Source organism: Nonomuraea sp. NPDC004186 (assembly GCF_053603495.1).
In genome coordinates this window covers 47,633-64,020 of sequence record NZ_JBSGFQ010000024.1, presented here as the reverse complement: position 1 = coordinate 64,020, position 16,388 = coordinate 47,633, and the positions used below count along the sequence as shown (strand labels likewise).

At 73.6% G+C, this 16,388-nt stretch carries 7 protein-coding genes (1 of these 7 cut by a window edge); all 7 read left to right on the top strand.

All coding sequences use genetic code 11. The annotated features are described in order from the left end of the window. The first annotated feature begins 32 nt into the window (after positions 1–32). A complete protein-coding gene (locus ACWEPL_RS20945) occupies positions 33–9,443 on the top strand; it encodes a type I polyketide synthase (protein ID WP_452437174.1) in 9,411 nt (3,136 codons plus the stop codon). A 62-nt stretch (positions 9,444–9,505) separates the two neighbouring features. Next, complete coding sequence (locus tag ACWEPL_RS20940; protein ID WP_449910904.1) at positions 9,506–11,095, top strand: (2,3-dihydroxybenzoyl)adenylate synthase; 1,590 nt, start codon at positions 9,506–9,508, stop codon at positions 11,093–11,095. A 25-nt stretch (positions 11,096–11,120) separates the two neighbouring features. Beyond that, the gene (locus ACWEPL_RS20935) at positions 11,121–12,542 is read left to right on the top strand and encodes an isochorismate synthase (RefSeq protein WP_350742338.1); all 1,422 of its coding nucleotides are present in this window, start codon (positions 11,121–11,123) and stop codon (positions 12,540–12,542) included. Between the two features lie 39 nt (positions 12,543–12,581). Then, entirely contained in the window at positions 12,582–13,481 is a 900-nt protein-coding gene (locus tag ACWEPL_RS20930) for an ABC transporter ATP-binding protein (protein WP_363979381.1), read from the top strand. Continuing rightward, complete coding sequence (locus ACWEPL_RS20925) at positions 13,478–14,266, top strand: hypothetical protein (RefSeq protein WP_350742342.1); 789 nt, start codon at positions 13,478–13,480, stop codon at positions 14,264–14,266. The genes ACWEPL_RS20930 and ACWEPL_RS20925 overlap by 4 nt, the downstream gene beginning before the upstream one ends. A 177-nt stretch (positions 14,267–14,443) precedes the next feature. Beyond that, the gene (locus tag ACWEPL_RS20920; protein WP_452437173.1) at positions 14,444–15,346 is read left to right on the top strand and encodes an FG-GAP repeat domain-containing protein; all 903 of its coding nucleotides are present in this window, start codon (positions 14,444–14,446) and stop codon (positions 15,344–15,346) included. Positions 15,347–15,403: 57 nt separating this feature from the next. Then, positions 15,404–16,388 carry the beginning of an SDR family NAD(P)-dependent oxidoreductase gene (locus tag ACWEPL_RS20915; protein ID WP_452437172.1) on the top strand. Its footprint extends 26,438 nt past the window's final position, so 985 of the gene's 27,423 nt are visible here — the first part of the coding sequence; the start codon lies at positions 15,404–15,406; its stop codon lies beyond the right edge, outside the window.

Genomic DNA, 16,388 nt, shown 5'->3' with positions numbered 1-16,388 from the left:
AGGCGTCACCGAAGGCTAGGAAGGCAGCACACATGGCGACAGAAGAGCAGCTCGTCGAATACCTCAAGCGCGTGACGACCGAGCTCCACGACAGCAAGAAGCGGCTGCAGGCGGCCGAGGACAAGGACCACGAGCCCATCGCCATCATCGGCATCGGCTGCCGCTACCCCGGCGACATCGCGAGCCCCGAGGACCTGTGGCGGGTCGTGTCCGGCCGTACCGATGCCATCGCCGGGATGCCGGACGACCGCGGCTGGGACCTGGAGTCGATGTACAACCCCGATCCCGACGCGGTCGGCACCTCGTACGTCCGGGACGGCGGCTTCATGCGGGACGCCACCGCCTTCGACGCCGCGTTCTTCGGCGTCTCGCCGCGCGAGGCCGTGGCCATGGACCCGCAGCAGCGGCTGCTGCTCGAGACCTCGTGGGAGGCGATCGAGCGGGCCGGCATCGACCCGGACGCGCTGCGCGGCAGCCGGACCGGCGTGTTCGTGGGCGCCAACAGCCCCGAATTCCTCACGATGATGATGCAGGCGCCGCCGGAGCTGCAGGGCTATCTGATGACCGGCGTCGCCCCGAGCGTGGTGTCGGGCCGCGTCTCCTACACGCTGGGCCTGGAGGGACCGGCCGTCACGATCGACACGGCCTGCTCCTCGTCCCTGGTGGCGTTGCACCTCGCGGTACGGGCGCTGCGCAACGGGGACTGCTCGCTGGCGCTGGCCGGGGCCGTGACCGTCCTGTCCACGCCGGGCACCTTCATCGGCTTCAGCCGGGTACGCGGGCTGGCCAGGGACGGCCGCTCCAAGGCGTTCTCCGCCGAGGCGGACGGCATGGGGCTCGCCGAGGGAGTCGGCATCCTCCTGGTGGAGCGGCTGTCGGACGCCCGCCGCAACGGCCACCCGGTGCTGGCGGTCGTCCGCGGCTCGGCGGTCAACCAGGACGGCGCCAGCAATGGCCTGACGGCGCCGAACGGCCCTTCCCAGCAGCGGGTGATCCGCCAGGCGCTCGCCGACGCCAGGCTCGCGCCCGTCCAGGTCGACGCGGTCGAGGCGCACGGCACGGGGACCCCGCTGGGGGATCCGATCGAGGCCCAGGCGCTGCTCGCGACCTATGGCCAGGAGCGGGACCAGCCGGTGTGGCTGGGGTCGATCAAGTCGAACATCGGCCACGCCCAGGCGGCCGCCGGCGCGGCGGGCGTCATCAAGATGGTCATGGCGATGCGCAACGGCGTCCTGCCCGCGACGCTGCACGCCGAGGAGCGCTCGCCGCACATCGACTGGTCGGCGGGCGCGGTGGAGCTGCTGACCGAGGCTCGCCCCTGGCCCGCGGGCGGCGAGCCGCGCCGGGCCGGCGTGTCGTCGTTCGGCATGAGCGGCACGAACGCGCACGTGGTGCTGGAGGAGGCGCCCGCCGAGACCCCGGCGGAGCCCGGCGGGGAGCTGCCCGTCGTGCCGTGGACGCTCTCGGCCAGGACGGGCGAGGCGCTGGAGCGCCAGGCCGGACGGCTGGCCTTGTGGACCCGGTCGCATCCCGAGCTGGGCGCGGTGGACGTCGGCTGGTCGTTGCTCGGCCGCTCGGCGTTCGACCACCGTGCGGTGGTGATCGGTGCGGACCGGGAGGAGCTGCTGGCCGGTCTGGACGAGGGCGCGGTGCGGGGTGTGGCCGGGCCGTGCGGCAAGACGGTGTTCGTCTTTCCTGGTCAGGGGTCGCAGTGGCTCGGTATGGGCGTCGAGTTGCTGGACGATTCGCCGGTGTTCGCGGCGCGGATGGCGGAGTGTGAGGCGGCGCTGTCGGAGTTCGTGGACTGGTCCCTCACAGAGGTGTTGCGTAGCGGGGAGGGTCTGGACCGGGTCGATGTGGTGCAGCCGGTGCTGTGGGCCGTGATGGTGTCCCTGGCCGAGGTGTGGCGCTCGCTCGGAGTGTCACCGGCCGCCGTGGTGGGCCATTCCCAGGGTGAGATCGCCGCCGCAGTCGTGGCGGGTGCGCTGTCGCTTGAGGACGGCGCCCGGGTGGTCGCGTTGCGGAGCCAGGCGATCGTGGCACTGGCTGGTCGGGGTGGTATGGCGTCGATCCCGCTACCGGCTTCAGAAGTGATCTCAGGTGACCGGATCTCGATCGCGGCGGTGAACGGGCCTGCCTCGACGGTGGTGTCAGGTGACGCGGATGCCATTGAGGAACTGATTGCCGACTATGAGGCCCGGGGAGTGCGGGCGCGGCGGATCGAGGTGGACTACGCCTCGCATTCGGCCCATGTTGAAGCGATCGAAGATGAGCTGGCGAGGTTGCTGGCCCCGGTGACCCCGCAAACGGGCGAGGTGCCGTGGTACTCGACCGTTCGGCAGTGCTGGCTGAGCGGGACCGAGGTGGACGCCGCGTACTGGTACGAGAACTTGCGGCGGACGGTGTGGCTGGAGCCGTCGGTGCGGGCGCTGGCCGAGCAGGGGCATGGCGTGTTCGTTGAGGTCAGTGCTCACCCGGTGTTGACGATGGCGGTGCAGGAGACGGTCGAGGACGTGGTGGCCTGCGGCACGCTGCGCCGCGACGACGGCGGCCTGCGCAGGCTGTGGACCAGTGCCGCCGAGCTGTGGGTACGCGGCGCGGAGATCGACTGGGCCGGTGTGTACGAGCCCGCCCGCCCGAACCGGGTCGAACTGCCCACCTACGCCTTCGAGCGCGAGCCGTACTGGCCCAAGACCGTCCAGTCCAGCGGCGACCTCACCCAGGTCGGCATGGGCCCCGCCGGGCACCCGTTGCTGGCGGCGGCGGTGTCGCTCGCGGACGGCGAAGGTGTGCTGCTGACCGGCAGGCTCTCGCTGAAGACCCACCCGTGGCTGGCCGACCACCAGGTCAACGGCCAGGTGCTGCTGCCCGGCACGGCGTTCGTGGAGCTGGCCGTCAGGGCCGGTGACGAGGCCGGCTGCGACCTGCTCGAAGAGCTGACCCTGCAGGCCCCGCTGATCCTGCCCGAGCGCGGCGGCGTCCAGGTGCAGGTGGCCGTGGGGGCGCCCGACGAGGACGGCCGGCGGGCGCTGACCATTCACGCCCGGCTCGACGACGAGCCCTGGACCAGGCACGCCACCGGCTTCCTCGCCAAGGACACCGGCGCCGTGGCGTTCGGCGAGCCGTCGTGGCCGCCCGCGGGCGCGACCGCCGTCGGCGCCGACGACGTCTACGAGCTGCTCGCGGGCATCGGCGTCGGCTACGGCGCGGCCTTCCGCGGCCTGCGGGCCGTCTGGCGGCGCGACCGGGAGCTGTTCGCCGAGGTCGCCCTGCCCGAGGAGGCCACCGCGGACCTGGCCGGATTCGGGCTGCACCCGGCGCTGCTCGACGCGGCCATCCAGCCGCTCGCCGTGGGCGACTTCTTCCCCGCCCAGGACGGCGCCGGGCCCGTCCTGCCCTTCGCCTGGACCGGCGTGCGGCTGGCCGCCACCGGCGCGGCCACGTTACGGGTCCGGCTGGCGCCCGCGGGAGCGAACGCGGTCCGCATCGAGGTGGCCGACGCCACCGGCGCGCCCGTCGCCTCCGTGGACTCGCTGGTCGTGCGCGCGATGGCCGCCGCCGACCTCAAGGCCGCCGCGGACCCGCTGCGGGACGCGCTGTTCGCCCTCGAATGGGTGCCCGCGCAGCCCGCCCCCGCCCGGGACGGCATCCGATACGCGCTCGCGGGCGGTGACCCCTCCCGGCTCGGCCTGCCGGTGGACGCCCTCGACCCGGACGGTCCCGTGCCGGACCTGGCGATCCTGGTCTGCACCCCGTACGCGGGCGACGACCCGGCCGCCGGCGCCCGCGCCGCGACCGGCGAGGTGCTGGCCGCCGCCCAGTCCTGGCTCGAACAGGAGCGGTACGCCGACGTGCCCCTGGTCGTCCTCACCCAGGGGGCCACCGGCGACGACCTGCCGGGCGCCGCCGTATGGGGGCTGATCCGATCGGCCCAGTCGGAGAACCCTGGCCGGTTCGTCCTCCTCGACGTGGACGGCACGGACGCGTCCTGGCAGGCGGTCCCCGCCGCCCTCGCCGCGGGCGAACCCCAGCTCGCGCTGGTCGAAGGCGAGGCCCTGGTCCCGCGGCTGGCCCGGCACCGCGCCGCGGAACCCGCCGGCCACGGCACGTGGACCCCCGACGGGACCGTGCTGATCACCGGCGGCACCGGCACCCTGGGCGGGATCGTCGCCCGTCACCTGGTGACCGAGCACGGGGTCCGGCGGCTGGTGCTGATCAGCCGGCGCGGCCCCAACGCCGACGGCGCGGCCGACCTGATGACCGAGCTGACCGGGCTGGGCGCGGACGTGACCGTCACCGCCTGCGACGCCGCCGACCGGCAGGCGCTGGCGGACGTGCTGGCCGCCATCCCGGACGAGCACCCGCTCACCGGCGTCGTCCACACGGCCGGCGCGCTGGACGACGGCGTCCTGGCCGCGCTGACGCCCGAGCGGATCGACAGCGTGCTGCGGGCCAAGGCCGACGCCGTCCTGAACCTGCACGAGCTGACCAAGGACCTGCCGCTGACCGCGTTCGTGCTGTTCTCGTCGGCCGCCGGCGTCTTCGGCGGCCCCGGCCAGGGCAACTACGCCGCCGCCAACGCGTTCGTGGACGCCCTCGCGCAGTGGCGCGGGCGGCTCGGCCTGCCCGCCCTGTCCCTGGCCTGGGGCCTGTGGGAGCAGGACAGCGGGCTGACCGGCACCCTCAGCGAGACCGACCGGGCGCGGCTGGCCCGCACCGGGGTCGCGCCGCTGTCCACCGCCGACGGGCTCGCGCTGCTGGACGCGGCCTGCGCCGCGGACCGGGCGGCGCTGGTGCCGATCCGGCTGGAGTTCGCCGCGCTGCGGATGGCGGCCCAGTTCGGGGCGCTGCCCACGATCCTTCAGGAGCTCGTCCCCACCTCCAAGCGGCGGGTGGTGGGCAACGACCCGGCCGCCGCGTCGGAGCTGCGCGAGCGCCTGGCCCGCATGCCCGAGGCCGAGCACGCCAGGGTGCTGCTCGACCTGGTGCTCGGCCAGGTGGCGACCGTGCTCGGCTACCGCGACGCCGGCGCCGTGGAGCAGGACCGCCCGTTCAACGAGGCCGGGTTCGACTCGCTGACCGCCGTCGAGTTCCGCAACAGGATGAACGCGGCCACCGGGCTGCGGCTGCCCGCCACGCTGATCTTCGACTACCCGACACCCGTCCAGCTGGTCCAGTATCTCCGGGGCCGCCTGCTCGACGGCCCCCAGACGGCCGTCTCCGCCACGACCCGGGCCGGTGAGGAGGAGCCGATCGTCATCGTCGGCATGAGCTGCCGGCTCCCCGGCGGCGTCACCAACCCCGACGAGCTGTGGAACCTGGTGGCCGAGGGCGGCGACGCGATGTCGATGTTCCCCTCCGACCGCAACTGGAACCTGGACGAGCTCTACCACCCGGACCCCGAGCACCCCGGCACCACGTACGCCCGCGAGGGCGGCTTCGTCTACGACGCCACCGCGTTCGACCCGGCGTTCTTCAGCATCTCGCCCAGGGAGGCCGTGGCCATGGACCCCCAGCAGCGCCTGCTGCTGGAGAGCTCGTGGGAGGCGCTGGAGCACGCCGGCATCGACCCGGCCGGGCTGCGCGGCAGCAAGACCGGCGTGTACGTCGGCCTGATGTACCACGACTACGGGATGCACCTGCAGCAACCGGCGAGCGACCTCGAGGGCCTGGTCGGCACCGGCATCTCGGCCGGCGTCGCCTCCGGGCGGGTGTCGTACACCTTCGGGTTCGAGGGCCCGTCGGTCACCCTCGACACCGCCTGCTCCTCCTCGCTGGTGGCGCTGCACATGGCGATCCAGGCGCTGCGGCGCGGCGAGTGCTCGCTGGCCCTGGCCGGCGGCGTCACCGTGCTGTCCACCCCCTCCGTGTTCGTCGACTTCAGCCGCCAGCGCGGCCTGGCCTCCAACGGCCGCTGCAAGTCGTTCGCCGCGGCCGCCGACGGCACCGGCTGGGCGGAAGGCGTGGGCATGCTGCTCGTCGAGCGGCTCTCCGACGCGCGCCGCAACGGCCACCCCATCCTGGCCGTCGTCCGCGGCAGCGCGATCAACCAGGACGGCGCCAGCTACGGGCTCACCGCGCCCAACGGCCCTTCCCAGCAGCGGCTCATCGAGCAGACGCTGGCCGACGCGGGGCTGGGCGCCGCCGACGTCGACGCCGTCGAGGGCCACGGCACCGGCACCACCCTCGGCGACCCGATCGAGGCGCAGGCCATCGTCGCCACCTACGGCCAGGACCGGCCGCAGGACCGGCCGCTCTACCTGGGCTCGGTGAAGTCGAACCTCGGCCACACCCAGGCCGCGGCCGGAGTGGCGGGCGTCATCAAGATGGTGATGGCCATGCGGCACGGCGTGCTGCCGAAGACCCTGCACGTGGACGAGCCGACGACGCACGTCGCGTGGGACGCCGGCGCCGTCAGGCTGCTCACCGAGGCCACCCCGTGGCCGGAGACCGGCAGGCCGCGCCGCGCGGGCGTCTCGTCCTTCGGCATCAGCGGCACCAACGCGCACGTCATCGTGGAGCAGGTCCAGGAGGAGCCCGCCGCGCCGCCTGCGGAGACCGGGCGGCCGGTGATCCCCTGGGTGCTGTCGGCCAAGACGCAGGACGCGCTGAAGGCCCAGGCCCGCCGGCTGCGCGAGCACCTGGCGGCCCGGCCCGCCCGCCCGGCGGCGGACCTGGCCTGGTCGCTCGCCACCACGCGGTCCTCGTTCAAGCGGCGGCTGGTCGTCCTGGGCGCCACCCGTGACGAGCTCGCCGCCGGGCTGGAGGCGGCGATCGAAGGGACCGCGGCGGACAACGTGATCACCGGATCGGCGGCCCGCGGCAGGACGGCGTACCTCTTCACCGGCCAGGGCAGCCAGCGCCCGGCCATGGGGGAGGAGCTGTACGCGGCCTACCCCGAGTACGCCGAGGCCTTCGACGCGGTCTGCGCCAGGTTCGACCGGCACCTCGACCGGCCGCTGCGCGAGGTCATCGCCGGCGACGCCGAGCTGCTCAAGCAGACGCGGTACACCCAGGCGGCGCTGTTCGCCGTCGAGGTCGCCCTGTTCCGGGTCCTGGAGGCGTGGGGCGTGCGGCCCGACTACCTGGCCGGCCACTCCATCGGCGAGATCGCCGCCGCGCACGTCGCCGACGTGCTGTCGCTGGATGACGCGGTGACGCTCGTCGCCGCCAGGGGCAGGCTCATGCAGGCGCTGCCGCCCGGCGGCGCGATGGTCTCGGTGCGCGGCGCCACCGAGGAGGAGGTCCTGCCGCTGCTCGCCGGGTACGAGGAGCGCGTCGGCATCGCCTCGCTCAACGGACCGGCGTCACTGGTCCTGTCCGGCGACGAGACGAGCGTGCTGGAGCTGGCCGAACGGCTGGCCCGGCGCGGCTGCAAGACGAAGCGGCTGACCGTCAGCCACGCGTTCCACTCGCCGCTGATGGAGCCCGCGCTGGAGGAGTTCGTGAGCGTGGCGCGGGGGCTGGCCTTCCGGCCGCCGGCCATCCCCATCGTCTCCAACGTCACCGGCGAGCTCGCCACCGCCGACGAGCTGACCTCGCCCGAGTACTGGGCCCGCCACCTGCGGCAGGCCGTGCGCTTCTGCGACGGCGTGCGGACCCTGCGGGACCAGGGCGTGTCCACGTTCCTGGAGCTCGGTCCGGACGCCGTGCTGTCGGCCATGGTCGAGGACTGCCTGGACGGCTGGAGCGGCGTCGCCGCGCCGGTGCTGCGCCGCGACCGGGCCGAGGCCACCACGCTGGTCGAGGCCCTGGCCCGGGGGCACGCGAACGGCGTCGGCGTCGACTGGGGCGCGGTGATCGGCACGGGCACGCCCGTACCACTGCCGACCTATCCCTTCCAGCGGCAGCGCTACTGGCCGGACGCGCCCCGGCACGAGGATGCCGCGGGGCCCGACCGGGAGTTGTGGGACGCCGTCGCCCGGGGCGACCGCGACGGCCTGCTCGCGGTGCTCGGCCTGCGGGGCGGGGCGACGCTCGACGAGCTGCTGCCCGCGCTGGCCAGATTGCGCGGCCAGGACGGCGCCGACCACGCGGACGTGCGCTACCAGCTCGGCTGGCAGCCCCTGACGGATCTGCCCGCACCCGCGCTCCGCGGCACCTGGCTGGTGGTCGCGCCCGACGGCGCCGGCCCGGACGGGACGCCGGTCGGCACCGCATCGGGCCAGGCGCTGGTGGCCGGGCTCGCGGCGCACGGCGCGGACACCGTACGGCTGTCCGCGATGCCGGACTCCGACGGCGGCGTGGCGGGCGTCGTGTGCCTGCTGCCGGAAGGCGCGACCGCTCCGGACCTTCCGGCGGGATCGGCGCCGGTCTGGTTCCTCACGCGGGGAGCGATCCAGGTGGCGCCGTCCGACCCGCTGGCCGGGCCGCAGGCCGCCCGCGACTGGGGCGACCTGCGGGCCACGGCCGGTCAGGGGCGCGGCGGGCTGATCGACCTTCCGGACCGGTTGGACGAGCAGGTCATGCGCCGGCTGTGCGGGGTGATGTCCGGGCGGACCGGCGAGAACGAGGTGGCGGTGCGCTCCGGCGGGGCCTTCGCCCGCAGGCTGCGCCCGGCACCGCCGCGCGGCGCCCCGGCCGGCCGCGAATGGCGTCCCGGCGGCACGGTCCTGGTGGCGGGTCCGCTCGACGAGACCGCCGCCGAGCTGGCCAGATGGGCCGCGCGCAACGGCGCGGACGAGGTCGTCCTGACCCAGCCGCACGCCGAGCTCGAAAGCGAGCCGGGCGTGGTGGTCCGGGCCGTCGGCGGGCGGCTGCCCGCGGGCCGGGTGACCGCCGTCGTCTGCACGACCGCCGAGGCGGCGTACGCGCTCGACAAGCCCGCCCGCGCCGCGGACGTGCCCGTCTTCCTCATGCTGGCCCCGGCGCACGCGGCCTGGGGCGGGGACGGCGCCGGCACGTACGAGTACTTCACCGCGCTCGCCGACGAGCGGCTCGCGTCCGGGCAGCCCGCGCTGGCCGTCGCGGCGGGCCTCAAGGAGCCCGCGGACGCGGTCTCCGCCGTCCGCCAGGCCCTGCGCCAGGGGGACAGGGCGCTCGTCGTCGCCGACCCGGACTGGGCCGCGCTCGCCGCGGCCGGGCCCGCCCGGCTGCTGGGGGAGATCCCGCAGGCGGCGGCCCGGCAGGACGGTCCGGACGACGTGGTGGACGGCATCGCCGCCTTCCGCCGCCTGCTGTCCGACAGCCCGGCCGACGAGCACCACGGCATCGTGCTCGACGTGGTACGCGGCCAGGCCGCCGCGATCCTGCAGCTGCCGCTGCCCGACGCGGTGGAGCGGGACGCGGAGTTCTTCGAGCTGGGCTTCTCCTCGATGGCCGCGGTGGAGCTGCGCAACAGGCTCGTCGAGCTGACCGGCATCGAGGTGGCGGCCGACGCGATCTACGACTACCCGACCCCCGCCGAGCTGGCCGAGCACCTGCTCGCGGAGGCCGTGAGCTGAGCTCGCGTACCCACCCTCGCGGCCCCACCCCTCGCGGACCCCACCTGAGAAAGGACGCACCCATGCTGGATGGCTGCACGCCCTGGCCGGAGGAGTTCGCCGAGCGCTACCGCTCGGCCGGTCACTGGCGCGACGAGACGTTGGGCGAGATCCTCGGCGCGCGGGCGCGCTCCCACCCGGACAAGCTCGCACTCGTGGCAGGCGACCACCGGTGGAGCTACGCCGAGCTGGACAGCCGGGCCGACCGCATGGCGGCGCGGCTGCGCGAGATCGGCATCGGCCCGGGGGACCGGGTCGTCGTGCAGCTCCCCAACGTCCCGGAGCTCGTCGCGCTGCTGTTCGCCCTGTTCAGGATCGGCGCTCTGCCGGTCATGGCGCTGCCGGCCCACCGCGGCAGCGAGATCACGTACTTCTGCGAGTTCACGGAGGCGGCCGCGTACGTCATCCCGGACGTGCACGCCGGGTTCGACTACCGGGACCTGGCCGCCGACGTGGCCGCGCGGGTGCCCACGCTCAAGCACGTGCTCGTCGCGGGCGACCCGGGCGGCTTCACCCGGCTGGACTACGCGGACGCCGGGGCGACCGGCCTGCCCCGGCCCGACCCCGCCGGCGTGGCGCTCTTCCTGCTGTCGGGCGGTACGACCGGCGTGCCCAAGCTCGTGCCCCGCGCGCACCAGGAGTGGGCCTACAGCGGGCGCGCGGTCGCCGAGGCGTGCGACTACGGCGAGGAGACCGTCCACCTGGTGAGCCTGCCGCTGTGCCACAACTGGCCGCTGACCCACGGGCTGCTGGCCACCTTCCACGCCGCCGGCACGCTCGTGCTGGCGCCCGTCCCCAGCCCGGACGAGACCTTCCCGCTCATCGAGCGGGAAGGGGTGACCGAGACCGGCCTGATCCCCGGCGCGGCCCTGCTGTGGATGGAGGCCGCCGAGTGGGACGAGTACGACCTGTCCAGCCTGCGCCGCGTCACGATCGGCGGGTCGAAGCTCCAGAACGAGCTGGCCCGCCGGGTCCAGCCCGCGCTCGGCTGCCGGCTCCAGCAGGCCTTCGGCATGGCCGAGGGATTGTGCGGGTTCCACCGGTGGGACGACCCGGAGGACGTGGTCCTGGTCAGCCAGGGGCTCCCCGTCTCCCCGGATGACGAGGTGCGGGTCGTCGACGAGGACGACCGCGACGTCGCGCCGGGCGAGGTGGGGCAGCTCCTGGCGCGCGGCCCGTACACGGTACGCGGCTACTACCGGGCGCCCGAGCACAACGCCAGGACGTTCACCGCCGACGGCTACTACCGGACCGGCGACCTCGTACGGCTGCTGCCGGCCGGGCACGTCGTCTTCGAGGGCAGGGTCAAGGACCAGATCAACCGGGGCGCCGAGAAGATCGCGGCCGAGGAGGTGGAGAACCACCTGCTCGCGCACCCGGGCGTCAGGGAGGTCGCCCTGGTGGGCCTGCCCGACGAGGTGCTCGGCGAGCGGGCGTGCGCGTGCGTCGTGCCCCGCGGCACGCCGCCGGCGCTCGGCGACCTGACCGCGTTCCTGCGAGAGCGCGGGGTGGCGGCCTTCAAGTTCCCCGACCGCCTGGAGATCGTCCAGGAGCTCCCGGTCACCCCGCTCGGCAAGGTCAGCAAGAAGGCGCTCGCCGGGATGTTCAGCTAACCCACGCTCGCAGAGGATGTACCCGATGCACGTCGCAGACATCGACTTGCCCGGCTTCCTGGAAGTGCACGCCAAGGCCACCATCGAGGCGCGCAACAACGCCTGCCCGGCGCTGGCGACCTGGCGCCAGGAGATCCCGCCCGTGGACCCGGTCGGGCTGCTGAGACCGCTGTTCGAGCGGTCCACGCGGACCTTCGTCTGGATGTCGCCGCACGCCAGCGTCATAGCGATGGGCAGCGCGACGGACTTCACGCACACCGGTCACGACAGGTTCGCCGGCATCCGGCGAGGCTGGGAACGGGCGGCCGGGACCGCGGTCTCCGGCGGGCCGGGGCCGCGCGCCATGCCGTCGCTGGTCGGCGGGTTCGCCTTCGCGCCGCGCCCCGGGCCGCTGCCCGAGGCGCTGATGTGGGTGCCCAGGGTGCTGATCTCGCGGGACCCCGACGGCACGACCTCGCTCGCGCTCAGCGTCAGCGTCGACCCCCGGCCCACCACGACGGACGGGCCCGCGCGCACGGTCGCGGACGCCTTCGCCCTGATCTCGTCCGGCGGGATCCGTCCCTGCCCCAGCCCGCTGCTCCCGGGCACGACCATGATCGAGGTCCCCTCCGCGTCGGAGTGGAAGGCGCTGGTCGCGCACACCACCGAGCAGATCGCCCGCGGCAGGTTCGACAAGGCCGTGCTGGCCCGCCAGCTGCGGATCACCTCCCCGTGGGGGTACGACCTGGCCTCCGTGCTGGGCTCCCTGCGCGACACGCAACCGGGGAGCACCGTCTTCGCCGTGGCCGCGTACGGGCACGCCTTCGTGGGCGCCACCCCGGAGCGGCTGGTCGGCCTGCGCGGTGGGCGGGCCGAGTCGATGAGCCTGGCGGCGTCCATGCCGCGCGGCGCGACGCCCGCCGAGGACGCGTGCCTGCGCGCCGCCCTGCTGCAGGACGACAAGAGCCGGCGCGAGCAGCGGATCGTCACCGCGACGCTGCGCCACGCGTTCGACCAGGTGTGCCGGACGGTCACGGTGCCGGACGAGCCGCACGTGCTCGACCTGCCGAACCTGCGGCACCTGCACACCCGCATCGTCGGCGAGATCGCCGACCCGGAGACCGCCAGCGTCCTCGACCTGGTGGAGCGGCTGCACCCGTCACCCGCCGTCGGCGGCCATCCGCGCCAGGCCGCGCTCGAGTGGGTGCGCGACGCCGAGCCCTTCGACCGCGGCTGGTACGCGGGCCCCGTCGGGTGGATGAACGACGAGCAGGAGGGCGAGTTCGCGGTGGCGATCCGCTCGGCGCACGTGCAGGACGAGACCGCGACCCTGTACGCCGGATGCGGCATCGTGGCGGGCTCCGACCCGGAGGCCGAGCTGGAGGAGACCCGGCTCAAGTTCCGGCCCATGCTAAATGCGCTGGCGATTCCGTTGTCGGAAAGGGCACCATATAGACAGTCCCGATGAGAAGATCTTGGAAACGACCGGTCTCTGGAGGGGCTGGAAATGATTGAAATAACCGGCTTGACGAAACGCTACGGCAATAAAACCGCGGTCGACGGATTGACGTTCGGCGTCCACCCCGGGCGGGTCACCGGATTTCTCGGCCCCAACGGCGCGGGCAAATCCACCACGATGAGGGCCATTCTCGGCCTCGACCGCCTCGACGGGGGAAGCGTGACGGTCAACGGGCGCGCCTACGCGGGCCTGCCCCGGCCGATGCGCGAGGTGGGCGCCCTGCTGGACGCCCGCGCCGTGCACCCCAGGCGCACGGCCCGCAACCACCTGCTCTGCATCGCCCAGACCAACGCCATCCCCGCCCGTCGGGTGGACGAGGTCCTGCGCCTGGTCGGGCTGGAGTCGGTGGCGGGCAAGCGCGCCGGCGGCTTCTCGCTGGGCATGGGGCAGCGGCTCGGCATCGCGGTGGCGCTGCTGGGCGACCCGAAGGTGCTGTTATTCGACGAGCCCGTCAACGGCCTCGACCCCGAGGGCATCAAGTGGATCCGCGAGCTGATGCGGGGGCTGGCCGCGGAAGGCCGTACCGTGCTGGTCTCCAGCCACCTGATGAGCGAGATGGCGCAGACCGCCGACCATCTCATCGTGATCGGCAGGGGAAAGCTGATCGCGGACATCGGCATCAGCGAGTTCGTCCGGCAGGGCTCCAACGTGCTGGTGCGGGCCGAGGAGCACGAGCTGCTCGTCCCGCTCCTGACCGAGGCCGGCGCCACCGTCCACCCGGGCGCCGACGGCGCCCTCATCGTCACCGGGCTGGAGCCCAGGGAGATCGGCAAGGCGGCGCTGGCCGCCGGGGTGGTGCTGACGGAGCTGACGCCGCAGCGCTCCCTGGAGCAGGCCTACATGGATCTGACCCGTGACAGCATCGAGTTCCAGGCGAGTGTGGCATGAGCGTGGCCATCGCGGACACGATCCGCTCCGAGTGGACCAAGTTCCGCACGATACCGTCCAACATCCCCACGATCCTCACCGCCGTGGCGCTCATGGTCGGCCTGGGCGCGGCCACCGCCAACGGCGCGGCCGAGGGCTACCTGGCGGCCTCCGCGACCGGCCGGGCGATGTTCGACCCCACCTACATCAGCATGTACGGCGGGTTCCTGTTCGCCCAGATCACCGTGGGCGCGCTGGGCGTGCTCGTGGTCACCCACGAGTACGCCACCGGCCTGATCCGCACCAGCGTGACCGTGGTCCCGCGGCGCGGCCGGCTGCTGGCCGCCAAGGTGGCCACGTTCGGGCTGATCGCCCTGCTGATGGGCCTGGTGGCGGGCTTCGGCGCGTACTTCCTCGGGCAGCGGGTGATCGGGGCGGCCGGCGCGCCCACCGCCTCGCTCGGCCAGCCGGGCGTGCTGCGCGCCATCGTCGGCATGGGCCTGATCTGGGCGCTGGTCGGCCTGGTCGGCGTGGCGGTCGGCGGCCTGCTGCGGGCCACGATGAGCGCCACGACCGTGGTGGTGGCGATCAACTTCATCATCCCCGTCATCACGCCCAGGCTGCTGCCCGACGCGGTCGGTGACTGGGTGACGACGTACTGGCCGATCTCGGCGGGCCTCCAGATCACCACCACTGTGCAGCTGCCGGATCGGATGCTCCCGTGGTCCGGGCTCGGCGTGATGGCCGCGTTCACCGCGGTCCTGCTGTTCGTGGCGTTCGCGCTGTTCCGCTCGCGCGACACCTGAGATGTTCCCCCGCTCCCGGCGCGCGTCACGCGCGCCGGGAATTCGGCGTGCCGTCCGGCCCCGAAGTGGGGCTTGAGCGGCCTCTTTAATGGGCGCTAGGGGTTACCCGCCTTATCCCGACTCGCGAATACTGATGACGCTTGACCGGGAAATTCTGGCGGGGAGGGGCGTTCAACAATGGCGTCGAGTTTCGCGAACGGCCAGTGCCGTTCCTTCCGCGGCGACGGGCGGCCGGACCTGTTGGTGCGCAACACGGAAACCGGCGAATTGTTCGTCCATCCGCACAGCGGCGAGTTCAACGGGACCGAAACCTACGGCGATCCCGTGAAGATCGGTGACGGCTTCGGCTGGTGGCGGTTCTTCTTCGTCCGCGCCGTCGACGCGACCGGCGATGGGCACGCCGACATCTGCGCGTTCAGCGCCAGCGAGTACGGCATCAACCCCGGCGAGAACGGCGAGCACGGCTTCTTCCTGCTGCGCAACCTGGGCGGCCCCGGCGAGATCGGCCCGTTCGCCGAGCCGATCCGCGTGTCCGGCAAGCGCGACGACGGCCGGGAATGGGAGACGATCGGGTTCGCCGACGTGACCGGCACCGGCCCCGACGACACGTTCGGCAAGGGCAAGGATGCCGGCAACGTGGACGTCTTCCCCCACCGCGACCTGGGGGTCGTGCGGAACGACACCTACGACAAGGATCCGGTGCGGCTCACCGAGGTCGGCGTCGACGACCTTCCCGTCGCCATGGCCGACTTCACCGGCAACGGCAACCTGGACCTGCTGGTCCGCCGCGCGAACGGCGACCTCGACCTGTACGAGTTCGCGGCCCCGCCCGGCACCCCGGCCGCCGCGACCACCGAGGGCACCTGGTACACCGTCGCCCACGGCTGGCAGGACATGCGCCTCGTGACGCTCACCGACATCGACCTGGACGGCCGGCCCGACCTGCTGGGCCTGCGCCCCGACGGAACGCTCGAGGCGTATGTGCACTCCGGGAAGTTCAGGCCCGAGGACCCGCTCGACCTCTTCCGTGAGCCGGTCACCGTCGGCACCGGATTCGGCAAGTACGACGTCATCAGCTGATGGCCCAAGAGCGTTTCCCTGCCCTCTGCTCGCTCCGTCGGAAACTGGATTGGTTCAATGTCCTACGAACGCTCCTCTCGTAGTTTTTCCGACGACGCGGTGGCGATCGTCGGCATTTCCTGCCGCCTTCCTCAGGCCCCGGACCCGGACTCCTTCTGGCGGCTGCTGCGCGACGGGGGCGACGCCGTCACCGACGTTCCCAGCGGCCGGTGGAACTCCCCGGAGACCGAATCGCTCCGCGGCGGCTTCCTCACCGGCATAGCCGAGTTCGACGCCGAGTTCTTCGGGATCTCGCCGAACGAGGCCGCGATGATGGACCCCCAGCAGCGGCTGCTCATGGAGCTGAGCTGGGAGGCGCTCGAAGACGCCGGCATCGTCCCGGACAGCCTGCGGGGCACCGGCACCAGCGTCTTCATCGGCGCCATGGCCGGCGACTACGCCCAGTTGCTGCAGGGCACCGGCCGCGCGGCGCTGACCCGGCACAGCCTCACGGGCATCAGCCGGGCGCTGCTCGCCAACCGGATCTCGTACACGCTCGGGCTGAACGGCCCCAGCATGACCGTGGACTCCGCCCAGTCGGCCTCGCTCACCGCCGTGCACCTGGCCTGCGAGAGCCTGCGCAGCGGCGAGTCGGGCCTGGCCATCGTCGGCGGCGTGAACCTCAACCTGACCCCCGACAGCACGCTCGCCGCGCTCCGGTTCGGCGCCCTGTCGCCCGACGGCAGGTGCTTCACCTTCGACGCCCGCGCCAACGGCTACGTCCGCGGCGAGGGCGGCGGCATCGTCGTGCTCAAGCCGCTGGCCCGCGCGCTCGCCGACGGCGACCACGTCCACTGCGTGATCGCCGGCAGCGCCGTGAACAACGACGGCGGCGGCGACGGGCTCACCGTCCCCGACCAGGACGCCCAGGAAGAGGTCATCCGGCTGGCCTGCGAGCGGGCCGGCGTGCCGGCGGCCGACGTCCAGTACGTCGAGCTGCACGGCACCGGAACCCGGGTCGGCGACCCCATCGAGGCACGTGCTCTCGGCGCCGCCATCGGCA

What these genes read in the sequence shown, in the direction of transcription:
- ACWEPL_RS20930 (WP_363979381.1), top strand. Translation starts at nt 12,582, where the DNA reads ATGATTGAAATAACCGGCTTGACGAAACGCTACGGCAATAAAACCGCG.
- ACWEPL_RS20940 (WP_449910904.1), top strand. Translation starts at nt 9,506, where the DNA reads ATGCTGGATGGCTGCACGCCCTGGCCGGAGGAGTTCGCCGAGCGCTAC.
- ACWEPL_RS20935 (WP_350742338.1), top strand. Translation starts at nt 11,121, where the DNA reads ATGCACGTCGCAGACATCGACTTGCCCGGCTTCCTGGAAGTGCACGCC.
- ACWEPL_RS20920 (WP_452437173.1), top strand. Translation starts at nt 14,444, where the DNA reads ATGGCGTCGAGTTTCGCGAACGGCCAGTGCCGTTCCTTCCGCGGCGAC.
- ACWEPL_RS20925 (WP_350742342.1), top strand. Translation starts at nt 13,478, where the DNA reads ATGAGCGTGGCCATCGCGGACACGATCCGCTCCGAGTGGACCAAGTTC.
- ACWEPL_RS20945 (WP_452437174.1), top strand. Translation starts at nt 33, where the DNA reads ATGGCGACAGAAGAGCAGCTCGTCGAATACCTCAAGCGCGTGACGACC.